This is a genomic window from Parahoeflea halophila, from assembly GCF_900220985.1.
Taxonomy (GTDB): Bacteria; Pseudomonadota; Alphaproteobacteria; order Rhizobiales; family Rhizobiaceae; genus Hoeflea; species Hoeflea halophila.
Genome location: NZ_OCPC01000003.1, coordinates 122,992 through 148,411, shown reverse-complemented (window position 1 = coordinate 148,411; position 25,420 = coordinate 122,992). Strand labels below are relative to the sequence as shown.

At 61.7% G+C, this 25,420-nt stretch carries 24 protein-coding genes; 18 read left to right on the top strand and 6 right to left on the bottom strand.

The features are described 5' to 3' along the window. Window positions 1-106: 106 nt before the first annotated feature. Complete coding sequence (locus tag CRO46_RS11225; RefSeq protein WP_097107872.1) at window positions 107-3,526, bottom strand: indolepyruvate ferredoxin oxidoreductase family protein; 3,420 nt, start codon at window positions 3,524-3,526, stop codon at window positions 107-109. Window positions 3,527-3,652: 126 nt separating this feature from the next. Between CRO46_RS11225 and CRO46_RS11220 the strand changes: the two genes are divergently transcribed. After that, the gene (locus tag CRO46_RS11220; RefSeq protein ID WP_097107871.1) at window positions 3,653-4,123 is read left to right on the top strand and encodes an Lrp/AsnC family transcriptional regulator; all 471 of its coding nucleotides are present in this window, start codon (window positions 3,653-3,655) and stop codon (window positions 4,121-4,123) included. 127 nt (window positions 4,124-4,250) lie between these two features. On the opposite strand, the gene CRO46_RS11215 is transcribed toward CRO46_RS11220, so the two are convergent. Further along, a complete protein-coding gene (locus CRO46_RS11215; protein WP_179759058.1) occupies window positions 4,251-4,682 on the bottom strand; it encodes an RDD family protein in 432 nt (143 codons plus the stop codon). Between the two features lie 441 nt (window positions 4,683-5,123). Beyond that, the gene (hemB, locus tag CRO46_RS11210; RefSeq protein ID WP_097107869.1) at window positions 5,124-6,179 is read right to left on the bottom strand and encodes a porphobilinogen synthase; all 1,056 of its coding nucleotides are present in this window, start codon (window positions 6,177-6,179) and stop codon (window positions 5,124-5,126) included. A gap of 248 nt (window positions 6,180-6,427) precedes the next feature. Between hemB and CRO46_RS11205 the strand changes: the two genes are divergently transcribed. From CRO46_RS11205 to CRO46_RS11175, 7 genes are all read left to right on the top strand, one after another. Continuing rightward, window positions 6,428-6,874, top strand: a complete 447-nt coding sequence (locus CRO46_RS11205) for a DUF6163 family protein (protein WP_097107868.1) — start codon at window positions 6,428-6,430, stop codon at window positions 6,872-6,874. Between the two features lie 125 nt (window positions 6,875-6,999). Next, window positions 7,000-7,524, top strand: a complete 525-nt coding sequence (ldtR, locus tag CRO46_RS11200; protein ID WP_097107867.1) for a transcriptional regulator LdtR — start codon at window positions 7,000-7,002, stop codon at window positions 7,522-7,524. A 406-nt stretch (window positions 7,525-7,930) separates the two neighbouring features. Continuing rightward, on the top strand, window positions 7,931-9,202 hold the full coding sequence (locus CRO46_RS11195; RefSeq protein WP_097107866.1) for a L,D-transpeptidase family protein: 1,272 nt from the start codon (window positions 7,931-7,933) through the stop codon (window positions 9,200-9,202). A gap of 230 nt (window positions 9,203-9,432) precedes the next feature. After that, window positions 9,433-10,728 (top strand): serine hydroxymethyltransferase, encoded by a 1,296-nt coding sequence (gene glyA, locus CRO46_RS11190; protein WP_097107865.1) that lies wholly within the window; start codon window positions 9,433-9,435, stop codon window positions 10,726-10,728. A gap of 6 nt (window positions 10,729-10,734) precedes the next feature. Further along, on the top strand, window positions 10,735-11,217 hold the full coding sequence (nrdR, locus tag CRO46_RS11185; RefSeq protein ID WP_097107864.1) for a transcriptional regulator NrdR: 483 nt from the start codon (window positions 10,735-10,737) through the stop codon (window positions 11,215-11,217). Between the two features lie 4 nt (window positions 11,218-11,221). After that, the gene (gene ribD / locus CRO46_RS11180; protein WP_097107863.1) at window positions 11,222-12,325 is read left to right on the top strand and encodes a bifunctional diaminohydroxyphosphoribosylaminopyrimidine deaminase/5-amino-6-(5-phosphoribosylamino)uracil reductase RibD; all 1,104 of its coding nucleotides are present in this window, start codon (window positions 11,222-11,224) and stop codon (window positions 12,323-12,325) included. Window positions 12,326-12,329: 4 nt separating this feature from the next. Then, window positions 12,330-12,944, top strand: a complete 615-nt coding sequence (locus CRO46_RS11175; protein WP_097107862.1) for a riboflavin synthase — start codon at window positions 12,330-12,332, stop codon at window positions 12,942-12,944. Window positions 12,945-12,986: 42 nt separating this feature from the next. Here CRO46_RS11175 and CRO46_RS11170 read toward each other — a convergent pair whose 3' ends face one another. Next, complete coding sequence (locus CRO46_RS11170; protein WP_097107861.1) at window positions 12,987-14,354, bottom strand: O-antigen ligase family protein; 1,368 nt, start codon at window positions 14,352-14,354, stop codon at window positions 12,987-12,989. 248 nt (window positions 14,355-14,602) lie between these two features. Continuing rightward, window positions 14,603-15,340, bottom strand: coding sequence for a DUF2161 domain-containing phosphodiesterase (locus CRO46_RS11165; protein WP_097107860.1), 738 nt, complete (start codon window positions 15,338-15,340; stop codon window positions 14,603-14,605). Window positions 15,341-15,563: 223 nt separating this feature from the next. Between CRO46_RS11165 and CRO46_RS11160 the strand changes: the two genes are divergently transcribed. The 5 genes from CRO46_RS11160 (at window position 15,564) to CRO46_RS11140 (ending at window position 20,811) form a co-directional block, all read left to right on the top strand. After that, complete coding sequence (locus CRO46_RS11160; protein ID WP_097107859.1) at window positions 15,564-16,019, top strand: PilZ domain-containing protein; 456 nt, start codon at window positions 15,564-15,566, stop codon at window positions 16,017-16,019. 169 nt (window positions 16,020-16,188) lie between these two features. Continuing rightward, a complete protein-coding gene (gene ribH, locus CRO46_RS11155; protein ID WP_097107858.1) occupies window positions 16,189-16,644 on the top strand; it encodes a 6,7-dimethyl-8-ribityllumazine synthase in 456 nt (151 codons plus the stop codon). Window positions 16,645-16,649: 5 nt separating this feature from the next. Then, the gene (nusB, locus tag CRO46_RS11150) at window positions 16,650-17,156 is read left to right on the top strand and encodes a transcription antitermination factor NusB (protein WP_097108246.1); all 507 of its coding nucleotides are present in this window, start codon (window positions 16,650-16,652) and stop codon (window positions 17,154-17,156) included. 7 nt (window positions 17,157-17,163) lie between these two features. After that, window positions 17,164-18,402, top strand: a complete 1,239-nt coding sequence (locus tag CRO46_RS11145; protein ID WP_097107857.1) for an MFS transporter — start codon at window positions 17,164-17,166, stop codon at window positions 18,400-18,402. 255 nt (window positions 18,403-18,657) lie between these two features. Continuing rightward, window positions 18,658-20,811, top strand: a complete 2,154-nt coding sequence (locus CRO46_RS11140; RefSeq protein ID WP_097107856.1) for a sodium-translocating pyrophosphatase — start codon at window positions 18,658-18,660, stop codon at window positions 20,809-20,811. Between the two features lie 129 nt (window positions 20,812-20,940). Here CRO46_RS11140 and CRO46_RS11135 read toward each other — a convergent pair whose 3' ends face one another. Next, window positions 20,941-21,450 (bottom strand): outer membrane protein assembly factor BamE, encoded by a 510-nt coding sequence (locus CRO46_RS11135; RefSeq protein ID WP_425479279.1) that lies wholly within the window; start codon window positions 21,448-21,450, stop codon window positions 20,941-20,943. A 134-nt stretch (window positions 21,451-21,584) separates the two neighbouring features. On the opposite strand from CRO46_RS11135, the gene CRO46_RS11130 reads away from it, so the two are divergent. The 5 genes from CRO46_RS11130 to CRO46_RS11110 all read left to right on the top strand — a co-directional run bounded on the left by CRO46_RS11130 (window position 21,585) and on the right by CRO46_RS11110 (window position 25,328). Next, window positions 21,585-22,133, top strand: coding sequence for a ubiquinol-cytochrome C chaperone family protein (locus CRO46_RS11130; RefSeq protein ID WP_097107855.1), 549 nt, complete (start codon window positions 21,585-21,587; stop codon window positions 22,131-22,133). Continuing rightward, entirely contained in the window at window positions 22,133-22,693 is a 561-nt protein-coding gene (locus CRO46_RS11125; RefSeq protein WP_097107854.1) for a YceD family protein, read from the top strand. Before CRO46_RS11130 ends, CRO46_RS11125 begins: the two co-directional genes overlap by 1 nt. 97 nt (window positions 22,694-22,790) lie before the next feature. Further along, the gene (gene plsX / locus CRO46_RS11120) at window positions 22,791-23,849 is read left to right on the top strand and encodes a phosphate acyltransferase PlsX (RefSeq protein ID WP_097107853.1); all 1,059 of its coding nucleotides are present in this window, start codon (window positions 22,791-22,793) and stop codon (window positions 23,847-23,849) included. Between the two features lie 9 nt (window positions 23,850-23,858). Then, window positions 23,859-24,830, top strand: coding sequence for a beta-ketoacyl-ACP synthase III (locus tag CRO46_RS11115; RefSeq protein WP_097107852.1), 972 nt, complete (start codon window positions 23,859-23,861; stop codon window positions 24,828-24,830). A 171-nt stretch (window positions 24,831-25,001) separates the two neighbouring features. Next, on the top strand, window positions 25,002-25,328 hold the full coding sequence (locus tag CRO46_RS11110; RefSeq protein ID WP_097107851.1) for an integration host factor subunit alpha: 327 nt from the start codon (window positions 25,002-25,004) through the stop codon (window positions 25,326-25,328). Window positions 25,329-25,420: the final 92 nt, after the last annotated feature.

Below are 25,420 nucleotides of genomic sequence, written 5' to 3'. Positions count from 1 at the left end.
GCCCGCAGCCTGAGATGAAAATTTCGGCCCAGTACAGCCGGAGCACCCGAGGCGTGGGCCTGGCCACGCCTCCCGCGGGCTGCGCGGGCCAGCTCGCTTCCGCCGGTCACCCGGCCAGAAGCGCGTCCACATTTGCCCGTGTCTCGAGTGCAGCCTGCTCCTTGACCGGTCCGTATCCGCGGATTTCCATGGGGGCAGCAAGCACCTTCGCCCATGTGTGCGCATTTGCTGGGGTGACGTCCTGCGTGCACCGCGCCATCAGGGCTTCGAACCAGGTGATCAGCTCCCGCTCCATCCGCCGCTCGGCAGTGTAGCCGAAGGGGTCGAGCGCCGTGCCGCGAAGCCGCTTGAGCCGTGCCAGCACTGACAGGACAGGCCGGATTGCGGGACCGAACTCACGTTTCAGAGGTCGGCCACGTGCGTCCTTTCCGCTTGCGAGAAGGGGCGGCGCGAAATGGTGGACGATCCTGAAATCGCCTTCGAACCGGTCGGTCAGGCTTGCGACAAAGTTCTTGTCACGGTGCAGCCGGGCCACTTCGTATTCGTCCTTGTAGGACATCAGCTTGAAGAGTGATTTCGCCGCCTTCACCGCCAGATCTTCCGCAAGGTCGGACGGCAGGCTGGCGCGGAAATCCGTCATGCGCGTCCGGTAGCGCTTGGCCCAGGCAGCGTTCTGGTAGCTCTCCAGATAGTCCGCGCGGCGGGCGACGACATCCTCGAACGAGGTCGCGATATCCGGTTTCGGATTGAGGTGGGCGGCCAGCGCCGCAGGATCGGCGGCCATCAGCCGTCCACAGGCGAGCGCGCGTTTGTTGTTCTCTATGGCGACGTTGTTAAGCTCCACCGCCCGCATCAGCGCATTTAGCGACACCGGCACCAGCCCGCGCTGCCACGCAAAGCCGAGCATCATCACATTGGCAAACACCGCGTCGCCAAACAGCGCTTCGGACGCCGCATTGGCATCGATGGAGGCAAGATTGTCGGCTCCGACAACGGCTTCGATGGATTTGCCGCGGCCATCGATGTTGAGATCCGCATCGCGTTTGAGCACCAGGTCACCGGTCGGCATCGAGGCGGTGTTGAGCGCTACCTGTGTGCGCGCCGAATAGGTGCCGGATGCCTTGGGCGAGGAAGAAACCACCACGTCGCAGCCAATCACCGCGTCGGCCATGCCGGAGTCGATCCGGACCTGGTTGATCTGATCCGGGTTCTGGCTGATCCGCACAAAGCTCAGCACCGAGCCGAATTTCTGTGCGAAGCCTGTGAAATCGAGAATGCTGGCGCCCTTGCCCTCGAGATGCGCTGCCATGGATATCAGCTGACCGACAGTGACCACGCCGGTGCCGCCGACGCCGGTGACCAGCAGGTTGAACGGTGTTTCAAGCGCGGGCAGCGTGGGCAGGGGCACCGCCTTCACAAGCGCCTCGATGTCGAGATCCACGGGCTTCGGCTTGCGTCGCTCGGCGCCTTCTATGGTCACGAAGCTCGGGCAGAAACCGTTCAGGCAGGACATGTCCTTGTTGCAGTTCGACTGGTTGATTTGCCGCTTGCGGCCGAATTCGGTTTCCTTCGGCTCGACGCTCAGGCAATTGGATTCGGTCGAGCAATCGCCGCAGCCCTCGCAAACGAGTTCGTTGATGACGGCGAACTTTTTGGGATCCGGCAAGGTGCCGCGCTTGCGGCGGCGCCGTTTCTCCGTCGCACAGGTCTGCTCATAGATCAGCACCGAGACGCCGGGAACCGCGCGCAACTCGCGTTGCACCGCGTCCATCTCGCCGCGCGCATGGATGGTGATCCCGCGCGGGAAATCTCCGGCTGCGAACTTGTCCGGATCATCCGAGACCAGGGCGATCCGCTCGACGCCCTCGGCGCGGCAGATATGGGCGATGGCCTGCACGCTCACCGGCCCGTCCACCGGCTGCCCGCCGGTCATGGCGACGGCGTCGTTGTAAAGGATCTTGTAGGTGATGTTGGCCCTTGCCGCGATCGCCTGGCGGATCGCCATCGAGCCCGAATGGTACCAGGTGCCTTCGCCGAGGTTCTGGAAGATGTGGTCCTTGCCGGTAAAGCGCGAGGAAGCCGCCCAGTTGACGCCTTCGCCGCCCATCTGGATCAGCGAGGATGTTTCCCGGCCCATCCAGCTGGCCATGAAGTGGCAGCCGATGCCGGCCAGCGCCTTTGAGCCTTCCGGCACCTTGGTCGAGGTGTTGTGCGGGCAGCCGGAGCAGAAATAGGGCGTTCGCGTCGCGCCCGGATCGCTGAGTGCGACCGCCGGCTCGGCCACGATTTCCGCGGCGCGGGCGGCAAAATTCTCGCCGCGGAACACGCCGTCGAGCCGCTTGGCGATCAGCGGCAGCAATTGTTTCGGTGACAGTTCGCCGGTCCAGGGTATCAAGCGCCGTCCGGTCTCGTCATGCTTGCCGACCATGCGCTGCGGCTTGTCGCCGGGCCAGTCGTAGAAATACTCCTTGAACTGGCTTTCGATGATGCCGCGCTTTTCCTCGATTACCACCACTTCGCGCTTGCCGCGGACGAAATCGAGTGCGGCGCGCCGGGCCAGCGGCCACACCATGCCGACCTTGTAGATGTCAATGCCGAGCGCCCGGCAGCGGGCTTCGTCGAGCCCGAGCAGCCTCAGCGCCTCCATCAGATCGAGATGCGCCTTGCCGGTGGTTACGAAACCGAAGCGCGCCTCCCTGATGCCGTAGATAGCCCGGTCGATCGGGTTGGCTTCGGCAAAGGCAAAGGCTGCATGCTTCTTGGCCTCCATGCGCTCCTCGATCTGCGGGCCCGGCAGATCCGGCCACCGGTAGTGCAGGCCGGTGGCGGGGGGCTGGAAATCAGGTTTGGCAAACACGCGGTCGGGCTTGAGCAGGAAGGAGCTGGCGCCCTCTACGGTCTCGGAGATTGCCTTGAAGCCCACCCACATGCCGGAATAGCGCGACAGCGCGTAGCCGTATTCGGCGAATTCCAGATATTCGGCAACGCTCGCCGGATTGAGCGTCGGCATGAACCAGGCCATGAAGGCCACATCCGACTGGTGCGGCATCGACGAGGAGACGCAGCCATGATCGTCGCCCGCCACCACCAGAACCCCGCCGTGCGGCGAGGAGCCATAGGCGTTGCCGTGTTTGAGCGCGTCGCCGGCCCGGTCGACCCCCGGCCCCTTGCCGTACCAGAGCCCGAACACGCCCTCGACGGTGCGGTTCGGATTGGTTTCCACCTGCTGCGAGCCGAGCACCGCGGTTGCCGCCAGATCCTCGTTGACCGCAGGCAGGAACTCGATCCCGTCCTTTGCCAGCCGTGATTTCTGCCGCCACAATTCCATGTCGAGACCGCCGAGCGGCGAACCACGATAGCCCGACACGAAACCGCCGGTCTTCAGCCCCGCCTCGCGGTCGCGCCGGGCCTGATCAAACACTGCGCGGACGAGCGCCTGGGTGCCGGTCATGAAGACCCGGCCGCTCGAAAGCGTGTAGCGGTCGGACAGGGCGTAACTGGATGGCGCGGATGTGTGAAATGTCATGGGCAGGTCCTCCGCCCGCGATCATAGCACGGCTCTAGGGGTAGAGCTTGCCAGATTGGCCGCTCTGAGGCATCAGTTCGGTAAGAAATTACGAAGAACAGTATTCAGGTGAAAGGATTGTCCAGAATGACGGAGAAGGTCGAGATCCAGCAGGTTGACCGCCAGGTTCTCAACGCCCTGCAAAACGATGGCCGCATGTCCAATCAGGACCTGGCCGAGCGCGCCGGCATGTCGGCCTCGGCCTGCTGGCGGCGGGTCAAGGCATTGGAGGAGGCCGGCGTCATCGAGCGCTACACGGCACTCGTCAATCCCGAAGCCGTCGGCCTCGGTTTCCACGCCATGGTCCACGTGGTGCTGTCGCGCCATCAGGCCCGCCATGTCGAGAATTTCATCGACGCTGTGATGACCCGTCCCGAAGTCCTCGACTGCTTCGCAACGACCGGCGACGCCGACTACCACCTCCGTGTCCGCTGCCGCGATCTGGCTGCCTACAATGCATTTCTGGAAGGCTTCATGTTCGCGCTGGAAGGCGTTTCGACGGTCAAGACCAATCTGATCCTGCGGCAGCTGAAGCACGAGACGCGGGTGCAGGTGTGAGGCGGAGGCATGCGCAGCGCCGACCCGCGGTGGCTGGATCGCGGAGGCAACAATGTATCTGGTTCAGGTCCGCGATGACGGAGTTGAGGATCCGTTCCGATAGGAAAAGGTATCGCGTCGGGAAAGCTCAGCTCCGCACCACCACGGTCCCGAGCATCCAGTCGTGCACGGTCTGCTTGCGGTCGAGCACCAGCGTGGCGAGCAGGATGAAGGGGGTCAGTACGGCGTTCAACGCCCAGAACAGAACCCCGTGGACGACGGCGAGCATGAAGTCGACCGGGCGGCCGTCGAGGCGGGCGAGGCGGATGCCCATCAGCCGCATCCCGGGCGTGGCCTGCTTCGGTCCGCCCATGGTCAGGCCGATATAGGGAATGGCGACCAGCAGGAACAGGATTGGATAGAGCAGGAAGCCGAGCCCCAGCGTGAAGACGCCGATGAAGAAGACCAGGATCGCCACCGGCACACACAGTGCCAGAACCAGGGCGTAATCAACAAAGAACGCCAGCACGCGCTTGGTGCGGACACCGTCATAAAGCGCGATGTCGTCATACGCGCCCATGGCGTGATTGTCTGCACTCTCGCGGATCGGCTGGCTCATCGGTTTCTCCTGTCAACGGGCGCGGGCAAAGGGCTCGCGTTCACCCTGATGTAGGATTTGAGATGCCGGAATTAAAGGGTTTGGCTGGTTCGACAAGATTTGGCAGGTTGGGCTATTGTGAGCTCTCCGCAATGCTAGGGGTGAAAAGTCCGACATATCTTCAGCCGTCATCCCGGCCTTGAGCCAGACAAGCGAAGCGACGTCGTTGCCTCCGGGATCCGGCAGGCGAGCGTCCGCGAGCCGGAGGACTTGTGCGCACTCCGATCCGACAGCTTGGCTAGGAGAGTCTCTCACCGCGCCGACGCGCGGTGGCTGGATTCCGGCTCGGAGGCCGGAATGACGGGAATCGAGGAGTGGCCGGGCTGTTCAAGACCGTAAAAGGCTCAACCGCTCGCCCACCTCTCACCAGCCACCCTTGGCAAGCAGCCTTGCCGCTTCCGGGGCGAAATAGGTGAGGATTCCGTCACAGCCTGCGCGTTTGAACGCCAGCAGCTTTTCCATCATCACCCGCTCACCGTCGATATAGCCCGCGGCATCGCCGGCCTTGATCATCGAATATTCGCCCGACACCTGGTAGGCAAAGGTCGGCAGGCCGTAAGTGTCTTTCAGCGCCCGGCAGATGTCGAGATAGGGCAGGCCCGGCTTGACCATCAGCATGTCCGCGCCTTCCTCGACGTCCATGCCAGCGTCGCGGATCGCTTCCACGGCATTGGCCGGATCAAGATAATAGGTGCGTTTGTCGCCCTTGAGCAGCCCCGAGGTGCCGATCGCCTCACGATAGGGGCCGTAACAGGCTGACGCGAACTTGGTCGCGTAGGACATGACCGCGACGTTATGGTGGCCTGCCGCATCCAGCGCTCGGCGGATGGCGCCAATGCGCCCGTCCATCATGTCCGAAGGTGCGATGATGTCAGCGCCCGCGTCGGCCTGGTGCACCGCACCCGCCGCGATTTGCCGCACGGTCTCGTCATTCAGGATCTCGCCGTCGCGCAGAATGCCGTCGTGGCCATGGCTGGTAAACGGATCCAGCGCCACATCGGTGATGATGCCTATCGTGGGGACAGCCTGCTTGATTGCGCGGGTGGTCTGGTTGATCAGATTGTCCGGTGCGAGAATATGCGAGCCGGTGTCGTCGCGCTTGTCCATCTCGACATTGGGGAAGGTGGCAAGGGCGGGAATGCCGAGATCCGCTGCCATTCTCGCGGCCTCCACGGCCCGGTCCACGCTCATCCGGTTGACGCCGGGCATGGCCTTGATCGGCTCGAGCACATTGGTGCCCGGAACAACAAAGATCGGCCAGACCAGATCGTCGACCGTCAGTCGGGTCTCGCGGGTCAGCCGGCGCGACCAGTCGGTCACCCGGGTGCGACGCATGCGGCGATGGCCGGTGATCTCGTCGACGTCGCTCGCCGCTGCTGCCGCCAGTCCTGCCGCGGTGTTGCTCGGTTTCTCGCCCATTGTCCTGTCCTCAGTTTGCCGTGCCCGCGGTGTCCGTCCGGACTCGCCCGGTTTGTGTCCGCTGCTTTAGACCCCACCGAGGGCAGGGCGGTCAAGCAGGGCAATGACCTCGCGGCCAGCCCGCCAGGGCTGCGGGCTTGCGCCGCAAGCAGCCGATTGGTTATGACTGCACCGCGGCCGGGGTGGCCGGACCTCGAATGCGCCGGAGCCCCACAGTAACCCCGGCCCCAAAACAGGAGACGCCTTGCATGGCGATACTGCAGATCGGCACTTCGCCGGAAGTTGGCACCGGTGCGCTCGAAGCCAGTTTCCGGCTGTTCCTGCGGCTGGTCGCGCTGAGCTGCCTGCTGGCCGGGGTGCAGTACTGGGGCCGGCTGATCGGCTACTCCGAGGGTGGCGCTTTCCGCTTTGACCTCATTCCGTCCTACTGGCAACTGGCCTCCGCCTCGCTGGCGGTGCTGCTGCCGGTGGCGGCGGTCGGGCTGTGGATGCAGGTCTCGTGGGGGCCGGTTCTGTGGGTGGTTGCTGCCGGCTCCGAGGCGATCATGCACAGGGGGCTGCCGCTGTGGTTTGGCGAGCGTCCGATGCTGGTCATCGCCCATGCCGTGGTCGTCTGCGTCTATATAGGCTTTCGCGTAGCGTTGTTCGTCAAGCGCCGACACGATGCCCTGCAGGTAAGGACTGATTCACCGTGATGGCCACTCGCAAGCCGGTAACCCCCTGTTAAGCCTGCATTTTAAGTAGTATTTTAGCCGTATTCGATAGGGTCTGTCTCAAGGCGGGAACAAAAGCCGCCACAACAAACAGTGAGGCAGTCATCATGTCATATACCAATTCAGCAGTCGCCACCGGGTCGAAACCGGCCGTTGCAAACGACGACTCCGAAGTCCTGCGCGATCTCTACCTTGAATCGCTCCAGCTGGTCGAGCGGCTCCACCGCCGCCTTCTCGACGTCATCAAGGATGAGTTCGACCGCGCCAACCGCACCGACATCAACGCCATCCAGGCCCTGTTGCTGTTCAACATCGGCAATTCCGAGCTGACGGCCGGTGAATTGCGCAGCCGCGGTTACTATCTAGGCTCCAACGTCTCTTACAACCTCAAGAAGCTGGTGGATCTGGGCTATATCAACCACCAGCGTTCGCGGGTCGACCGCCGCGCGGTGCGCATCAGCCTGACCGAGCACGGCGTGGAAATCGCCGAAACCGTCGCGGCCCTGTATGACCGGCACATCAGCTCGATCGCCAAGGTCGGCGGCATCGGCACCAACGAGTTCGAGGAACTCAACAAGCTGATGCAGCGTCTCGACCGGTTCTGGAACGACCAGATCCAGTACCGCCTGTAAACCGGCAAAAATAATATGCACCCTAATGGCGGCGGGCTGAAACCTGCCGCCTTTTCGGTTTTTGACGTTGTCCGATTCAAGTTCCAGCGGCCGCGAGACCGGCACGGCCACGAAAACCGGTGCGTGGGATATGCACTGGAAGCAGGGGCAGGTTGCGCGGGGGCAGGGGCCTGGCCGGTATTCCTTCCCGGATCATGAATTAGCCATATTGCCGTGGGAGCAAGTGTGCTATCAAAAAGCCTGAAATCAGGAAGCCGATCAATCGGTTTTTCTTCTCTCCGCGTGTGCAAGCGTAAGTGCTGCGGCAGGCTTGAAGGACCGGTTCTGGTCCCCAATTTTTAACGTTAATCATGCTACCCGGTGTGGCAGGATCAAACGCTAGACCTGAATGCATGGTGGAAAACGCATGAGCAACCCGACCCGTCCTTACTCGATCTCCCGCCGCCGCTTCATTGGCCGCGCCGCAGCACTGGCGGCCACGACAGTGGCTGCAGGTCCGGCGTTGGCTCAGACCGCGATCGAGGAAATCATCAATTCGCCGCGGCGCGGCGCCTGGGACGACCAGTTTGATGCCAAGAGCTCGCGTTCGGTGGCGGCGACGGTAACCCGGCATCCGATCGCAAGTGCCGACACCATCGCCTTTGTCGAACGCGCCATCTTCGATTACCAGAATCTCGTCGCACAGGGCGGCTGGCCGTTCGTGCCGCCGACCAAGAAGCTGCGCATGGGCGTTTCCGAGCCCGAAGTCCAGATCCTGCGCCAGCGCCTGATCGCATCGGGCGATCTGGTCCGCAGCGCCGGGCTTTCGAATGCCTTCGATTCCTATGTCGATGGCGCGGTAAAGAAGTTCCAGGCGCGTCACGGCCTGCCGCCGGATGGCGTTATGGGCAACTACACCTATCAGGCCCTCAACGTGTCTGCCGATGTGCGTCTCGGCCAACTCGAAACCAACCTGGTGAGGTTGCGCTCGATGTCGGGCTTCCTCGGTGACCGTTATGTCATGGTCAACATTCCGGCGGCCCAGATCGAGGCGGTGGAAAACGGCTCCGTTGTGCTGCGTCACACGGCCATCGTCGGCAAGATCGACCGCCAGACGCCGATCCTCAATTCGAAGATCCACGAGATCATCCTCAATCCGTACTGGACCTCGCCGCGCTCGATCATCGAAAAGGACATCGTTCCGCTGATGCGCAAGGATCCTACCTATCTGGCGCGCAACAACATTCGCCTGTTCGACAATCAGGGCAACGAAGTGCCGCCGGAAATGGTCGACTGGCATGCCGAGAAGGCGCCGGATCTGATGTTCCGCCAGGACCCGGGCAAGGGCAATGCCATGTCCTCGACCAAGATCAACTTCCACAATCCGCACGCCGTCTACATGCACGATACCCCGCAGCAGGGCGTCTTCAACAAGCTGATGCGCTTTGAATCATCGGGTTGCGTCCGGGTGCAGAACGTCCGCGATCTTAACACCTGGCTGCTGCGCGACACGCCCGGCTGGAACCGTCAGGCGATCGAGGCCACCATTGCTTCGGGCGAGAATACGGAGATCGCGTTGTCGACGCCAGTGCCGGTCTATTTCGTCTATTTCTCGGCCTGGGCATCGGGAGATGGCGTCGTCCAGTTCCGCGACGATGTCTATCAGCGCGATGGCGTCGAGGAGCTGGCGCTGCGCTGAACATTCGTTCCCGAGACGATATCAAGGCCGCCCCCGAGAGGGCGGCCTTTTTCGTTGGCGCGCTGCAATGACGCAATCGGGACGGCGGATATTGCCCTTGCCGTGCGACACGGGTAAACAGCCGCTTCCGGCCTGACACTCCACCCAAGCCGGATTCGAGCACTTCCCGAAGCGCCGCCACAACCGCGCGGCCGCCCTGCCAGACCCGAGCCAGACAAGGAACCTGGAATATGTCCAACGCGACTTCTGACCTCTTCAATCGACCGCTCGCCGAAGCAGACCCCGAACTCTTTGGCTCGATCGAGAGCGAGCTGGGTCGCCAGCGTCACGAGATCGAGTTGATCGCTTCCGAGAACATCGTCTCGCGGGCCGTGCTGGAAGCGCAGGGCTCGGTGATGACCAACAAATATGCCGAGGGCTATCCCGGCCGCCGCTATTACGGTGGATGTCATTTCGTTGATATCGCAGAGGAACTGGCAATCGATCGGGTCAAGAAGCTGTTCGATTGCGACTTCGCCAACGTGCAGCCGAATTCCGGCTCGCAGGCCAATCAGGCGGTGCTGTTGGCGCTGGCCAAGCCGGGCGACACGCTGCTCGGCATGAGCCTGGATGCAGGCGGCCACCTCACGCACGGCGCCCGGCCCAACCTCTCTGGCAAGTGGTTCAATGCCGTGCAGTACGGGCTCGATCTGGAAACCGGTATCATCGACTATGACCAGGTTGAAGCCTTGGCCAAGGAGCACAAGCCACGCATCATCATCGCCGGCGGCTCGGCCTATTCGCGGCAGATCGATCTCGCCCGATTCCGGGCAATTGCCGACTCGGTCGACGCCATTCTCTGGGTCGACATGGCCCATTTCGCAGGCCTGGTCGCCGCTGGCGCGCATCCAAGCCCGTTCCCGCACGCTCATGTCGCAACCTCGACCACCCACAAGACCCTGCGCGGTCCCCGTGGAGGCATCGTGCTGACGAATGACGAGGATATTGCCAAGAAGATCAATTCGGCGGTGTTCCCGGGTCTGCAGGGCGGTCCGCTGATGCATGTTATTGCCGCCAAGGCTGTGGCCTTCGGCGAGGCCCTGACGCCGGAATTCAAGGACTACATCGGCAATGTCGTGCTCAATGCGCAAGTCCTGGCTGAAACCCTGGTGGCTGGCGGCCTGCAAATCGTCTCCGGCGGCACCGACACCCATCTGATGCTGGTTGACCTCCGCCCCAAGAACCTGACCGGCAAAGCCTCCGAGGCAGCACTTGGCCGCGCCTTTATCACCTGCAACAAGAATGGTGTCCCCAACGACCCGGAGAAGCCGACCATCACGTCGGGTGTCCGTCTTGGTACGCCGGCCGGAACCACGCGCGGCTTCGGCCAGGCCGAGTTCCGAGAGGTCGGGGCGCTGATCCTCGAGGTGCTCGACGGTCTCAAGTCTGCGAATTCCGAAGAGGGCAACGCCCAGGTCGAGGCCGCGGTTAAGACCAAGGTCATGGCGCTGACCGATCGGTTCCCGCTCTACCCGCATCTCGGGTAAGGTCAGATGCGTTGTCCCTATTGCGGTTCTGAAGACAGCCAGGTGAAGGATTCGCGGCCCGCCGAAGACGGCTCCGCGATCCGGCGCCGGCGCGTGTGTCCTGATTGCGGTGGCCGCTTCACCACCTTCGAACGCGTGCAGTTGCGCGATTTGCAGGTGCTCAAGAAAACCGGAAGGCGGGTGCCGTTCGACCGTGAGAAGCTGGCGAAGTCGTTCCATATCGCGCTGCGCAAGCGCCCGGTGGATCCCGAGCGGATCGATCGCGCGGTCTCGGGGATCGTTCGCCGGCTGGAAAGCTCGGGGGAGACCGAGATTGCCACTGACGGCATCGGCCTCTTGGTGCTCGAGGCATTGAAGGCGCTCGATGATGTCGGCTTTGTCCGCTACGCCTCGGTTTACCGGGATTTTTCCGGTCCCGAGGATTTCGAGCGGACCATTGCCGAACTCACGGCCCGCATTGCCGGGGACAGCAAGGTGGGGGATCATTGAGATCATGACCGCAAGCGCGCTCGATCGTCGTTACATGGCAGCGGCAATCCGCCTGGCGCGCTGGCATGAGGGCCGCACCGGTTCAAATCCCTCCGTGGCAACCTTGATCGTGCGTCAGATCGACGGCGTGCCGGTCATCGTCGGGCGCGGTGTCACCGCTCTCGGTGGCCGCCCTCATGCCGAGCCCCAGGCGCTTGCCGAAGCCGGTGAGCTGGCCCGCGGCGCGACCGCCTATGTGACGCTCGAACCCTGCGCCCACCACGGCCGCACTCCGCCTTGCGCTGAAACGCTGGTTTCTGCCGGTGTTGCCCGCGTGGTGGCGGCCGCCACCGATCCCGACGAGCGGGTATCGGGACGCGGCTATGAAATCCTGCGCGCTAGCGGGGTCGAGGTGGTGGAGGGCGTGCTGTCTCGCGAAGCCGAGCGTGATCTCGCCGGTTATCTCAAGCGCCGCACCAGCAACCGCGCCCACGTGACGCTCAAACTCGCGGTGTCGGCCAATGAAAAGATCGGACGCCGCGACGGCGGGCAAGTGGCAATTACCGGCGAAGTGAGCCGGAGCCAGGTTCATGCCCTGCGTGCCCAGTCAGACGTGATCCTCGTGGGTGTTGGTACCGCCATCAATGACGATCCTGATCTGACCTGCCGGTTGCCCGGCCTGAAGCACCGGTCTCCCGTGCGCCTGGTGCTCGACACACATTTGCGGCTGCCGGTCAGCGCGAGGCTCGCGGCCACAGCGCGCGATGTTCCCCTGTGGATCGCGACAGCCGCCGATGCCGACGATCCGCGCCGGGCGGAACTTGCTGCAACCGGCGCAGAGTTCCTGGCCTGTGAAGCGCTTGATGACCGGCTGGCATTGCCCGAATTGCTTGAGGACATAACCGCGCGCGGGCTCTCGACGGTGTTTGTCGAAGGCGGAGCGGAAGTGGCCCAGGCTTTCCTCGACGAGGATCTTGTCGACCGCCTGATCATTCTGACAGGCGAGGAGGTGATCGAGGGCGATGCGGTGAACGCACCGGTCACACGGCAAACCGTGCCCGAGCCTTTCCGGCCGGTCGCATCCATGAGATACGGGTCCGACCAGATGGATGAATACGAGAGGGCCTGACACCATGTTTACCGGCATTATCACCGATATTGGCCGGGTGGCCGCGCTGACCAGGCTCGACCAGGGCGTGAGCCTGCGCATCGAGACCGCCTGGGATCCTGCCGGAATCGACATCGGGGCATCGATCGCCTGTTCTGGCGTCTGCCTCACTGTCACAGCCCTGCCGGAACAGGGCGACAGCTCCCGCTGGTTCGAGGTCGAGGCCTGGGAAGAGGCGCTGCGCCTGACCACAATCGGGAGCTGGAGAGTCGGCTCGCCGGTCAATCTTGAACGCTCGCTGAAGATGGGCGACGAACTCGGTGGCCACATGGTCTCCGGGCACATCGACGGGCAAGCCGAGATCATCTCCATCAAGGATGAAGGCGAGGCCCGCCGTTTCACCCTGCGCGCCCCTGCGCCGCTGGCCCGCTTCATCGCCCCCAAGGGTTCGGTGGCACTCGACGGCACCTCCCTGACCGTCAACGCGGTCAAGGGAGCCGACTTCGACGTACTGCTGATCCGACATTCGCTCTCGGTTACCACCTGGGGGCAGCGCGCGGCCGGCGATCATGTCAATCTCGAGGTCGACCAGATGGCGCGCTATGCCGCCCGCCTGGCCGAAACCGCGGCGTCAGGTTGATCGTCGCGCCCAGGCCCGGGCGTAGTTTTGTCTGTCATCGCGTCATCGCTGCATCTGGCCGAGGCTGAAGCGGGCTGCAAGATGCAGACCGAAGACGGCGAAGATGTGCATCAGCCAAAGCGGGTCGTTGCGCGCCAGGAAGAATGTTTCCAGAAACGACAGCAGCGCCATGAATACCACGATGGTGAAGAACATGTCGGCGAGTTTGCGGTTTTCGCGAATTTTCCGAGCACGTACGTAATTGATCACCGGGGCGACATAAAGCACCCACATCAGCACCGATCCGCCGACAAGGCCCAGATTGAGCAGGATGTCGAGGTAGTTGTTGTGGCCGTGGACAATGAAACGGTAGTCCCACGCGTCTTCGAACGGCTTGTCCAGCAGAAACACGTTGTCGGTGCTCCAGAAATTGTAGAGCCCGAACCCGAGCCACGGCTCTTCCGGGATCTTGGAAATGCTGAACTGCCAAAGGGTGGCACGGCCAGTATAGGTGTCGTCGCCGAGCAGGTTGCCTATCATGGCCAGGATCGCATCGCTGTAGAGAGACCCCAGGGTTACCGCGGCAACTGTGCAAAGCGCGAGCACGAAACATACAACCGCTGCGCTGCTGCGTCCGAACAGGGTCGCCATCCAGACGATCATGATCGATATTGGAAAGAACCCGCTCGTGGTCTTCGATCCGGTCTCAAGCACGAACAGGGCCCCGGCCAGGAAAATTATCCAGCCGGCAAGACGATGACCCGACCGGGCCAGATAAATCCCGAAGATGGCGATCACGCACATCACCGGACCGGCTATGTTCTTATGGCTGAAATGGCCGCGCCACAGCCCGGAGTGCTGTGGCTCATAGACGTCATAGCCATGTGTCGCCAGATCGGGCACCAGCAGCAAACCACCATAGGACATGGCCAGCACCGCAGCCGAACCGGCAAGCAGCGCCAGCTGAAGATCGTATGCGCTGCGCGGCAGAACGATGGTGGACAAGGCGATGAACATGCCGATCAACGTCAAGGAGACACCACGAAAGACATCGTCGGGATCAGGCGATGTCGCAACCATGTAGGCTATGACGATCGCCAGCAGCAGAAAACCTGGTGTGAACAGGCTGGCCAGCACCCTGCGGTTCGCCAGGCACATCATCGAGAGCGCAAATACCAGTCCGGCTGCGAGAAAACCGACCTGATTGACGACATTGCCGTCGCCCCCGGTCTCGCTGACCAGGCTCGAATGCGCGAAAGGCTGAAACGAAATCAGCATCAATGCCAGCCCAGCCGCCGACAGAACAATCGCCGACAGCCTCAAAAGCCCGGGAGAGACCACATCAGCCCGTGCAAAACCGATGCCGCCCTGCAGCGCGGAGGCAACCTGCCGGCGCTGGGGTCCGGAGATGTACGGTGATACGTGGCGCATGCCGATGCCCGGGAAAGAAGTTCGAGATTCCGAGCATCCCCACTTATGGTTAACCGAGCGTAAAAAAACGGTCTGCTATCTCGAAAGGCTCTGATCGAGGTGCCTTTCGGCGTAGTGTTGTGGATAGGGCTTGTTGTCTTTGCTGATTGCAAGGAAAATCGCGCCGGCGTGTGTCAGACGTTCTGAATTCCTGGGCGTCCAGATCTGTTCAACCTTCACTGGCCGGGTGCTGGCGGGAGGATAACGTCTCAGTCGTTCAAGTGGGGTGGCGGGTCTGCGTCAGCTCTCTCGTCCGGCGTGGGCAAGGCAACGTCCGGGTCCCCCAGCATGGCCAGCGCCTCCTCACCCTTTGCGCAAAGCCCGTAGATTCCTGTCGCCACCCGCTCGAACCAGCCGTAATGATTGTCGGCCATCAGTGTTCTGGCGCGTTCCACCCCGCAGGCCTTGGCAACCAGCGCGGCCTTGGTCGGCCCGAGCTCGCGCAGTACGCGGGCACACCGAAGCGCGTCCTGGCGATAGGCCGTCATCAGACCTTGCCTCGTCGCGCCACCGGTATTCGGATCGCCGGTTCGCCTGTTGAATTCCTTCAGCAGCCGGGCCTTTTCGATTTTCGATTTTCTCGGCTTGTAGGGGGAGGGGTCGACATGCACTTCCACCAACCCGTCTTTCAGCCGAACGGTCATCAGGCCCAGGCCCAGCCTGCGGCACAACGAGGTATTGGCAGCAATTGCCTTCTGGAACATCCGTCCGCTGCCACGCGGCACGGCAATGTAGACGGTGTCGGTGATCGCCTGCCGTTCGATACCCTGGTGAAACAGCGACAGCGAGAACCCGGTCTTGAGTTCGACAACGACAGGATCCTCTTTGCCACGCACGGCAACAATGTCAGCCGCCCCGACCTCGCCCTTGACGGTATAGCCCTGAGCCTCAAGCAGGGCTTTCACGGGAAGATAGAGATCTGTTTCGCGCGGTTTAGGTGTGCTCATGCGACGCGGTATAGCCCGGCTCGCGTGAACGTCAAATGCCAACCCGCTCAACGGGCAGGGCATCTCGTTTCTCGCGAGGTGCAGAAACCGCAGTTGATATCTGTTCAGGAAGACCTCGATCGAACGCAATCATCTAAAACATCAGCGCCCAATTCATACTTTTATTAACAAATGCAGGCAACAATCACTGATTGAAACCAGCTCAGTATGATGGAGGCCTGTTGTGGACATTATTCGCGAAAGACTGGCGGTTTCGACACCAGCGGAGCATGAACGCCGGCTTCACGCCCGGCTTGATGCGAATTGTCCGGTCGTCCTGGAGATCTATCTCAGCGAGACGCCCCAATATGCTTCCGTAATTGGGCGTCTCATCAACATATCGCTCGGTGGTTGCTTGATCCTGAGCGAGCATCTGCCTTGGAGAAATGTTGAACCGTCCAATATTGACGAAATCGTGTACTCGACTATCGAGACCACATGCAAGGTGTATCTGCCCTGGTCGAATCTGCTCCGGATTGCCACCATACGCAGGGTTGGCGTCTTCACAGCGGCTGTCGAATTTGATCGGCCGATCAGTGAAAAACTGGTTGAAAAAATCGCCGGGATGGAGCAGCGCGGCGCGCGCACCTTTAAGCCGCGCAATCCGTGGAAATACAACAGAATCCTTCCGCGTAAGTAGGCTCGGACGGACAGAGGGCACCGAAAACCGACCCGGCATCGCCAAGGGGCGGTTTTTTCCTTGCCAAGCCGCAGACAAAATGGTTTGACCGCGCTCTGATCCGATCCAATTCCCGGGTCCCGCTGGGACCCCGCGCGTGGCAAACTTGCCCGCTAATAGGAAATTCGCCATGGCCAAGCCAAAGATTCCGCACCTGCTCATTGTCGAAGCGCGTTTTTACGACGACATGTCCGATGCGTTGCTCGAAGGCGCCAAAACAGCGCTTGATGCGGGCGGTGCGACCTATGATGTTGTGACTGTGCCAGGCGCACTGGAAATCCCGCCCGCCATCGCAATGGCGCTTGATGCGATGGACGAAGGCGGCACCGCATATGACGGTTTTGTCGCCTTGGGCGTGGTTATCCGCGGCGAAACCCACCATTTCGACATTGTCGCCAATGAATCCGCGCGCGGCCTGATGACCTTGTCGATCTCGGAATCCCTCGCGCTTGGCAATGGTATCATGACCACCGAGAACGCTGCGCAGGCCTGGGAGCGGGTCAAGATGGACAAGCTCGACAAAGGCGGTTTCGCGGCCCGTGCGGCGCTGACGATGATCGCGCTGAAAGACAAGCTGGCAGGTTGATTACGGTGACAGAACAGACCCCCCCATCAGCGGAACCGAAACCCGAATTCAAGTCCGCAAACCAGCGCGGAGCGGCCCGGCTGGCGGCTGTTCAGGCGCTCTACCAGATGGATATCGGTGGCGCGGGTGTGCTCGAGATCGTTGCCGAGTATGAAGCCCACCGGCTGGGCGGCGAAATCGACGGCGAACAGTACCGGCCGGCTGATCCTGCGTGGTTTCGCGCCGTCGTCTCCGGCGTGGTTGAAAACCAGCGTGCGCTTGATCCGGTGATCCGCTCCGGCCTGACCGAGGACTGGCCGCTGTCGCGTCTGGACGCAACCCTGCGTGCCATCCTGAGGGCAGGGGCATGGGAACTTTCGAACAAGAAGGATGTCCCTGTCGCGGTCATCGTCACCGAATACGTCGATGTTGCGCGGGCTTTCTTCGACGGCGAAGAGCCCAAGATCGTCAATGCGGTGCTTGATCGCCTGGCGCGCAAGTACCGCGAAGACCAGAAGCCCAAAAAGGACTGAGCCCCCGATGGCGTTTCTCGACAGGGTCGGCCTGGCCGGTGCGACGGACGCCGAAAATCTTGCGCGGCGCAATGCGCTGTTGCTGTCCGGAGCTCAGGCCTTCGGCGGCTCGGCGGCACCGATTGCCATCTCGATGGGAGGTCTCGCCGGTTTCTATCTTCTGGGCACAGACAAGTCGCTCGCCACCGCGCCGGTAACCGGCTTCAACCTCGGCGTGGCCATTGGAGCGCTTCCTGCGGCCTGGCTGATGCGCCAGATCGGCCGACGTCACGGTTTCCTGTCGGGAATGGCAATGACCGCGCTTGGCGGTATCATCGCCGCCATTGCCCTGTTCCGCCATGATTTCTGGCTGTTCGCCCTTGGTATGGCTTTCATCGGCTTTGGTGGCTCGTTCGTGCAGCAGTACCGGTTTGCCGCCGCTGACGGTTCGCCTGCCAACTTCAAGGCGCAGGCGATCTCCTGGGTCCTGGCCGGTGGCGTCTTCGCTGCCATCATCGGACCGCAGACGGTGATCTTTACCCGCGAGCTGTTCGATCCGGTGATGTTCGCAGGCTCTTTCGTGGCCTTGGTGCCTTTGGCGATGATCACGATGGCAATCCTGTGGTTCCTGCGCATCCCCAATGATACGCGGCCGGGCGACGAGGGGCACGACGAGACACCGGCCCGCCCGCTCGCGCAAATCATCAGCCAGCCGCGCTTCATCACGGCCATGATCTGTGGTGTCGGCACCTTTGCTCTGATGACCTTCATGATGACCGGGGCGCCGCTGGCCATGGTCGGCTGCGGCTTTTCTCCCGAACTCGCAACCTTGGGTATCCAGTGGCACGTGATGGCGATGTTCGCGCCAAGTTTCTTCACAGGCAAGCTGATCGCCCGCTTTGGCCGTGACACCATCACCGCTGCGGGCCTGGTGATCCTGCTCGGATGCGCCGTGGTCGCCCATATGGGGATCGAGCTGTGGAACTTCTGGCTCGCCCTGGTGCTGCTCGGAATCGGCTGGAACTTCGGCTTCATCGGCGCCACCACAATGGTGACCATGACCTACCGACCCTCGGAGAAGAACAAGGTGCAGGGCTTCCACGATGTGACCCTGTTCGGCATCGTTGCCTTTTCGTCGTTGATGTCGGGCAAGGTGCTCAATGCCTGGGGCTGGGATGCGCTCAACAGCCTGTTCTGGCCCGTCGCGCTGTTTTGTTTGCTGGCGCTGGGCACGCAGATCCTGTGGGAACGCCGCCGGTCGCTGTAAGGCACTACCGCCGGCCAGGCCGGATGGTATCCGTGACTGGCAGATCGGGAATGCAGTTGCCGCTTGTCCACCGTTTCAAGCGGCATATTGGCTGCGCCCCGGCATTAACGCCATATGCGCCCTTGACGGCACCCCACCTCTGTCGCAATCATCCGCCCCGATGCGGCAGGGTGTGCGGACGTGTGGTTCATGCTCCTTTCGCCGCTAAATGACTGGCCGGGGGGAGGTTTCCGGCCATATTGGAGGGATATCAGCATGACAATTCTATTTGCTGTGATCGCCTGTGGATTGCTTTCCGTTGTCTACGCCATCTGGGCGACCAGATCGGTGATGGCAGCCGACCAGGGCAATGCACGCATGCAGGAAATCGCAGGATACATTCGTGAGGGCGCTCAGGCCTATCTGAACCGCCAGTACACCACCATCGCAATCGTTGGTGCAGTCGTCTTCGTCATCACCTGGCTGTTGCTCGGCGCCACCGCCGCAATCGGCTTTCTCATTGGTGCGGTGTTGTCGGGGGCGGCAGGCTTTATCGGCATGCATGTCTCGGTCCGTGCCAATGTGCGCACGGCACAGGCCTCGGCGGTCAACTTGGCCGGCGGCCTCGATATCGCCTTCAAGGCAGGCGCCATCACCGGCATGCTGGTGGCGGGTCTCGCGCTCCTGGGTGTGGCGGTCTACTATTATGTTCTCACCGGCCCGATGGGCCTGGCCTCCGACAGCCGTCAGGTCATCGACGCGCTCGTCGCGCTTGGCTTCGGCGCCTCGCTGATATCCATCTTCGCCCGCCTCGGCGGCGGCATTTTCACCAAGGGCGCCGACGTCGGCGGGGACCTGGTCGGCAAGGTCGAGGCCGGCATTCCTGAAGACGACCCCCGCAACCCGGCGACAATCGCTGACAATGTCGGTGACAATGTCGGTGACTGCGCAGGCATGGCCGCCGACCTGTTTGAAACCTATGCGGTGACCGTCGTTGCCACCATGGTTCTGGCGGCGATCTTCTTCGGCGGGACGGACGTGCTTGGTTCGGCCATGCTTTATCCGCTGGCCATCTGCGGCGTGTCGATCCTTACATCGATCGTTGGCACCTTCTTCGTCAAGCTCGGCCAAAACGGTTCGATCATGGGCGCTCTCTACAAGGGCCTGATTGCCACCGGCCTGTTGTCGATCGTCGGGCTTGGCGCCGCCACTTCTTTGACCATCGGCTGGGATGAGATCGCGGTGATCGACGGCATGTCCATCACCGGTACGGCACTGTTTGCCTGTGGCGTCATCGGTCTGATTGTTACCGCGCTGATCGTGGTGATCACCGAGTACTACACCGGCACCAACAAGCGTCCGGTTAACTCGATCAGCCAGGCATCGGTCACCGGGCACGGCACCAACGTGATCCAGGGACTAGCCATTTCGCTTGAATCGACGGCACTGCCTGCGATCGTCATCGTTGGCGGCATCATCTCGACCTACCAGCTTGCTGGCCTGTTCGGAACCGGCATTGCGGTCACCGCCATGCTCGGAATCGCTGGCATGATTGTGGCGCTCGATGCGTTCGGTCCGGTCACCGACAATGCCGGCGGCGTTGCCGAAATGTCGGGTCTGCCGCCGGAAGTGCGCCAGGCAACCGATGCGCTCGACGCGGTCGGCAACACCACAAAGGCCGTCACCAAGGGCTATGCCATCGGTTCCGCCGGTCTTGGCGCGCTGGTGCTGTTTGCGGCCTACTCGAACGACCTGAAGTTCTTTGCCGCCAAGGCAAACGCCGAAGGCTCGACGCTCTATCCCTACTTCAAGGACATGGGTGAGATCTCGTTCGATCTGTCCAACCCCTATGTCGTCGCCGGCCTGATCTTCGGTGGACTCATTCCCTACCTGTTCGGCGGCATCGCCATGACATCCGTGGGGCGTGCCGCTGGTTCGATCGTGGAAGAGGTCCGGGCCCAGTTCAAGTCCAAGCCGGGCATCATGGCCGGAACCGAAAAACCTGACTACGGCCGTGCGGTGGACATCCTGACCAAGGCAGCGATCCGCGAGATGATCGTGCCCTCGCTGCTGCCGGTCCTGGCGCCACTGTTCGTTTATTTCGGTGTGCTGCTGATCTCCGGCTCCAAGGCATCCGCCTTTGCAGCACTCGGCGCATCGCTTCTGGGCGTTATCGTCAATGGCCTTTTCGTCGCCATCTCGATGACTTCGGGTGGCGGCGCGTGGGACAACGCCAAGAAGTCCTTCGAGGATGGGTTCGTCGACAAGGACGGCATCAAGCACGAGAAGGGTTCGGAAGCCCACAAGGCTTCGGTGACCGGTGACACTGTCGGTGACCCCTACAAGGACACCGCTGGTCCGGCCGTTAACCCGGCCATCAAGATCACCAACATCGTGGCCCTGCTGCTGCTGGCGGTGCTCGCGCATTGATAAGCATGGCGCAATCGCACTGAATGGAAAACCCCGCGGAGAGCAATCTCCGCGGGGTTTTTACATAGCCAGTTCAGATCAGAAACCAGAGCCGGGCGGAAAACCCGCAACCGTGCCACGTTTGATCCGTCAGTTGCCGCCACCGAGAATGTTGCGTGCCATGTTCTGCGAGGCTTCCGTGCTGGTCGCCCCTTCCATCACCTGGGCCAGGAACGACTTGTCGACGCCGCCGGTGGGCGTCGTCCGCGAAATCATGTCGAACACGCGTCCATCCTGAAGCGTGTAATTTGCGATCTGCTTGACCGTGCCTTCCTCATCGAAATAGACCGCAAGCACGGTCTGGTCGACCAGCTTGGGCTTCATGAACATGGCCCCGCGGACACGTTTTTGCGACACGTAATAGAACACTTCATTGTCGAACGTCGCCGTGGTCGACGGTGTGCCGAGAGAAAGCAGGACCTGCTCGCGGCTCGAACCGACCGGTGTCAGCGCCAGCGCTGTCTCGTCGACCACATAGCCCTGATTGAGGACTTCACTGGTGGTGCATCCGCCAAGTGCAATCGTTGAGACAACTGCAATAGCCGCGCCGAGACGCATTTTCCGTCCGGTTGCCTTGAAAACTCTTATCGTCAACGACATCTCCTTTGGCATGCGACCAGCCAGCCGCAGCCATTGCGTTTTGCGTCCCATTCGGTAAACCAGCTTCCGCACGGATGCAACACGCCAGTCGACCGCAGGTGCGGTGATATCCATCGGCAATTGAAGGCATTTTCATGATCTGGAACCTGTTCAAGCGAAAAAAGGCCAATCAGGCTCTGGTTGAGAAGCAGTATGCCGAAATCACCGCGGCTGCCCGGTCAGAGGTGTTTTACGAGGCAATGGGCGTGCCCGACACCGTGATGGGCCGTTTCGAGATGATTTCGCTGCATCTTTTCCTCTACCTGCGCCGTACCGGCTCGGCCGGCGAGGCCGCCAGGGGGCTTGCGCAGGATCTGGTCGATGCGTTTTTCGAAGACGTCGATCATTCGATCAGGGAATTAGGCATTGGCGACATGGGCGTGCCAAAGCGGATGAAAAAGCTCGCCAAGATGTTCTACGGGCGGGTGACATCCTACAGTCAGGCGCTCGACGCCGGTGACCGGCAGGCCCTGGCCGAAGCGCTCAAGCGCAACATCCACCCTGAGCGTGGCGAGGATGCGCCGTCGATGGAGCCTCTTGCCGATTGGACCTTTGCCACGGCGCGCGCGCTTGAGGAGGTTTCGGACGAGACGCTGGCAGCCGGTGGGCTGGAATTCGGACCGGTCGACAGAGAGGTGATGTAATGGGTGAACAGGACGATGTTTTCAGTTACGAGGTCAAGGTCAGCCACGTATCGGCCAATCCGATCAGTGTGAAGATTTCCGCTGATGCGGCCGATCTCGAACGCCTGGCGCGGCAATGGCACGTGCCGGAGGTGCAAAGCTTCGAAACCGAACTGGAACTGGGGCGCTGGAAGCGTGACGGCGTACGTGTGAAAGGCCATGTCCGCTCCACCATCGTTCAGGAATGTGTGGTGACACTCGATCCCGTCACCCAGACTATCGAAGAGGAGGTCGAAACCATTTTCCTGCCAGAGAATTCGCGGCTCACCAAGCGCACGCTTGATGTCAATGGCGAGATGTTCCTGGATCCCGACGGCCCGGATCTGCCCGAGTTATTCAGCGGCGATTCGATCGATGTCGGTGCTGTAGCTGCAGAGTTCGCGGCACTTTCCATTGATGCCTACCCCCGCAAGGAAGGGCTGGAGTACGCCGACCGGATCGAAAGCGATTCATCGACGGACAAAAAACCGTCACCTTTTGCGGTTTTGCAGGGTCTGAAGGGCGGTAAATCCGACGGCTAGGCCGCGTCGAAATGACAAAGCGGTTGTACCGCGCGCGAAAACGGGTATTTTCTGCTCACAAATCCGGCCCTTAGAGCCGGGGGATAAAGGACGGGGCGTGATCAGGATTGCGGTTGATTTGATGGGGGGCGACCATGGCCCCGAGGTTGTTGTGCCCGGCGTCGGAAAGGCGTTGGAGCGTCATCCGGACATCCGCTTCACCCTGTTTGGACTCGAGACAGAATGCCGTGGAGTATTGGACAAGCATCCGGCGCTGCGTGAGGCTTCGACCTTCGTGCCATGCGAAGTCGCGGTCAGCATGGACGACAAGCCGAGCCAGGCGCTGCGGCACGGCCGCTACCGGTCATCCATGTGGCGGAGCATCGAGGCGGTGAAAACCGGTGATGCCGATGTCTGCGTCTCCGCCGGCAACACCGGCGCCTTGATGGCAATGTCGCGGTTTTGCCTTCGCACCATGGCCAATATCGACCGGCCGGCGATTGCGGCGATCTGGCCGACGATGCGCGGCGAGAGCATCGTCCTTGATGTCGGGGCTACGGTCGGTGCCGATGCCCAGCAGCTGATCGATTTCACCATGATGGGCGCCGCCATGGCGCGCGCCTTGTTCGAGATCGAAAAACCCACCATTGGCCTCCTCAACATCGGTGTCGAGGAAATCAAGGGCCAGGAAGAGGTCAAGGAAGCCGGACGCCTGATCCGCGAGGCGGCGATGCCGAGCTTTGACTACTTCGGTTTCGTCGAGGGCGATGACATCGGCAAGGGAACCGTCGACGTGGTGGTGACCGAAGGATTTTCCGGCAACATCGCGCTCAAGACAGCCGAAGGCACGGCCCGCCAGATCGGTTCTTACCTGCGCGCGGCGATGTCGCGGACCTTGATGGCGCGCATCGGATACCTGTTCGCCAAGGGGGCCTTTGACCTGCTGCGTGAGAAAATGGATCCCGGCAAGGTCAATGGCGGTGTATTTCTTGGCCTCAACGGCATCGTCATCAAGAGCCACGGCGGAGCCGATGCGGAAGGTTTTGCCGCTGCTGTCGACGTTGGCTACGATATGGCCCGTAATGGTCTCAAGGCCAAAATCGAACATGATCTCAAACTCTATCACAACCGCCGGGCAGCATTTGCCGTTCCGGTTGGCGACACTTCTTCCAGCTAGGATGCCAGCATGATCCGGTCCGTCGTACGTGGTTTCGGGGCTCATCTCCCCGAACGCATCATGAAAAACAGTGATATGGAAGGCGTGGTTGAAACCAGCGACGAATGGATCGTTCAACGCACAGGTATCCGCCAGCGCCACATTGCAGGCGAGGGCGAAACGACCGCTTTCCTGGGCGAGATGGCTGCCCGCGCGGCACTCGAACGTGCCGCCATGACACCGGCAGATATCGATCTGATCATTTGCGCGACATCGACGCCTGACAACACTTTTCCTGCCACCGCGGTCAACATTCAGAACCGTCTCGGCATGCACCACGGTGCGGCCTTTGACGTTCAGGCCGTGTGTTCGGGCTTCATCTTTGCGGTGACCACGGCGGACAGCTACATCAAGTCGGGCCTGGCCAGGCGGGTGCTGGTTATTGGCGCGGAAACATTCTCCCGCATCCTTGACTGGAGTGACCGCACCACCTGCGTGTTGTTTGGCGATGGCGCGGGCGCCATCGTGCTCGAAGCTGAAAACGGCGAGGGGACCACTGCCGACCGCGGCGTGCTGACCACGCACCTGCGTTCGGACGGCGCCCACCGTGAGAAGCTTTATGTCGATGGCGGACCTTCGACCACCGGCACCGTCGGTCATCTGCGCATGCAGGGCCGCGAAGTGTTCAAGCACGCGGTCGGCATGATCATCGATGTGATCGAGGCGGCCTATGCTGCAACCGGCGTGAGCTCTGACGACATCGACTGGTTCGTTCCCCATCAGGCCAACCGCCGCATCATCGATGCGTCGGCCCGCAAGCTTGGTATCGATGATTCCAAGGTGGTTGTCACCGTCGATCACCACGGTAACACCTCTGCCGCCTCCATCCCGCTGGCGCTGTGTGAAGCAGCCGCCGATGGCAGGATCAAGAAAGGTGATCTGGTCTTGCTCGAAGCGATGGGCGGCGGATTCACTTGGGGTTCGGTGATATTGCGCTGGTAGTGAAGTGCCGTTGCATAACGGACCATTAACTACCCGGAGTGGCAGCCGGGATAGTGACAGGGCACGACGACCACGAGGATGCGAGTTGCTTGACCTTGTGAGCCATGATCCATAAAGTTACCGAATTGCATTTATGGGCGGCGGGGAAGCTGACCGGTCTGGTTGGATAAAATGAGCGGCAAAACGATTACCAGAGCTGATCTTGCGGAGGCTGTTTTTCGCAAAGTCGGGCTTTCTCGAACAGAGTCTGCTGAACTCGTCGAGATGGTCATTGACGAAGTGTGCAATGCCATCGTGCGTGGCGACAGCGTCAAGCTGTCCTCCTTCGCGACCTTTCAGGTGCGCGACAAGAAGGAGCGGATCGGTCGCAACCCCAAGACCGGCGAGGAAGTGCCGATCAGCCCGCGCCGCGTGATGACCTTCAAGGCGTCGAACGTGCTCAAGAACCGCGTTCTCAAAGGCCACCTTGGCCGCAAGGGCAAGGCAAACAAGGCCTGAGTACCGGAGGAGGCGTCTTGCCCGGGCGTCTGGAAATGCGCGAAAACCGGTGCGTAGCCGGTTTGCCAGCTTGGGCAGCACTTGATATTCCG

Excerpts from the sequence above, each read along its gene's own strand:
- CRO46_RS11225 (WP_097107872.1), bottom strand. The coding sequence starts at position 3,526 with ATGACATTTCACACATCCGCGCCATCCAGTTACGCCCTGTCCGACCGC.
- CRO46_RS11170 (WP_097107861.1), bottom strand. The coding sequence starts at position 14,354 with ATGCGCCACGTATCACCGTACATCTCCGGACCCCAGCGCCGGCAGGTT.
- hemB (WP_097107869.1), bottom strand. The coding sequence starts at position 6,179 with ATGGGCGAGAAACCGAGCAACACCGCGGCAGGACTGGCGGCAGCAGCG.
- CRO46_RS11175 (WP_097107862.1), top strand. The coding sequence starts at position 12,330 with ATGTTTACCGGCATTATCACCGATATTGGCCGGGTGGCCGCGCTGACC.
- CRO46_RS11145 (WP_097107857.1), top strand. The coding sequence starts at position 17,164 with ATGGCGTTTCTCGACAGGGTCGGCCTGGCCGGTGCGACGGACGCCGAA.
- nrdR (WP_097107864.1), top strand. The coding sequence starts at position 10,735 with ATGCGTTGTCCCTATTGCGGTTCTGAAGACAGCCAGGTGAAGGATTCG.
- CRO46_RS11165 (WP_097107860.1), bottom strand. The coding sequence starts at position 15,340 with ATGAGCACACCTAAACCGCGCGAAACAGATCTCTATCTTCCCGTGAAA.
- CRO46_RS11115 (WP_097107852.1), top strand. The coding sequence starts at position 23,859 with ATGATCCGGTCCGTCGTACGTGGTTTCGGGGCTCATCTCCCCGAACGC.
- ldtR (WP_097107867.1), top strand. The coding sequence starts at position 7,000 with ATGTCATATACCAATTCAGCAGTCGCCACCGGGTCGAAACCGGCCGTT.
- CRO46_RS11215 (WP_179759058.1), bottom strand. The coding sequence starts at position 4,682 with ATGGGCGCGTATGACGACATCGCGCTTTATGACGGTGTCCGCACCAAG.
- CRO46_RS11205 (WP_097107868.1), top strand. The coding sequence starts at position 6,428 with ATGGCGATACTGCAGATCGGCACTTCGCCGGAAGTTGGCACCGGTGCG.
- ribH (WP_097107858.1), top strand. The coding sequence starts at position 16,189 with ATGGCCAAGCCAAAGATTCCGCACCTGCTCATTGTCGAAGCGCGTTTT.
- CRO46_RS11130 (WP_097107855.1), top strand. The coding sequence starts at position 21,585 with ATGATCTGGAACCTGTTCAAGCGAAAAAAGGCCAATCAGGCTCTGGTT.
- CRO46_RS11110 (WP_097107851.1), top strand. The coding sequence starts at position 25,002 with ATGAGCGGCAAAACGATTACCAGAGCTGATCTTGCGGAGGCTGTTTTT.
- CRO46_RS11195 (WP_097107866.1), top strand. The coding sequence starts at position 7,931 with ATGAGCAACCCGACCCGTCCTTACTCGATCTCCCGCCGCCGCTTCATT.
- glyA (WP_097107865.1), top strand. The coding sequence starts at position 9,433 with ATGTCCAACGCGACTTCTGACCTCTTCAATCGACCGCTCGCCGAAGCA.
- CRO46_RS11125 (WP_097107854.1), top strand. The coding sequence starts at position 22,133 with ATGGGTGAACAGGACGATGTTTTCAGTTACGAGGTCAAGGTCAGCCAC.
- CRO46_RS11220 (WP_097107871.1), top strand. The coding sequence starts at position 3,653 with ATGACGGAGAAGGTCGAGATCCAGCAGGTTGACCGCCAGGTTCTCAAC.
- CRO46_RS11140 (WP_097107856.1), top strand. The coding sequence starts at position 18,658 with ATGACAATTCTATTTGCTGTGATCGCCTGTGGATTGCTTTCCGTTGTC.
- CRO46_RS11135 (WP_425479279.1), bottom strand. The coding sequence starts at position 21,450 with ATGTCGTTGACGATAAGAGTTTTCAAGGCAACCGGACGGAAAATGCGT.
- ribD (WP_097107863.1), top strand. The coding sequence starts at position 11,222 with ATGACCGCAAGCGCGCTCGATCGTCGTTACATGGCAGCGGCAATCCGC.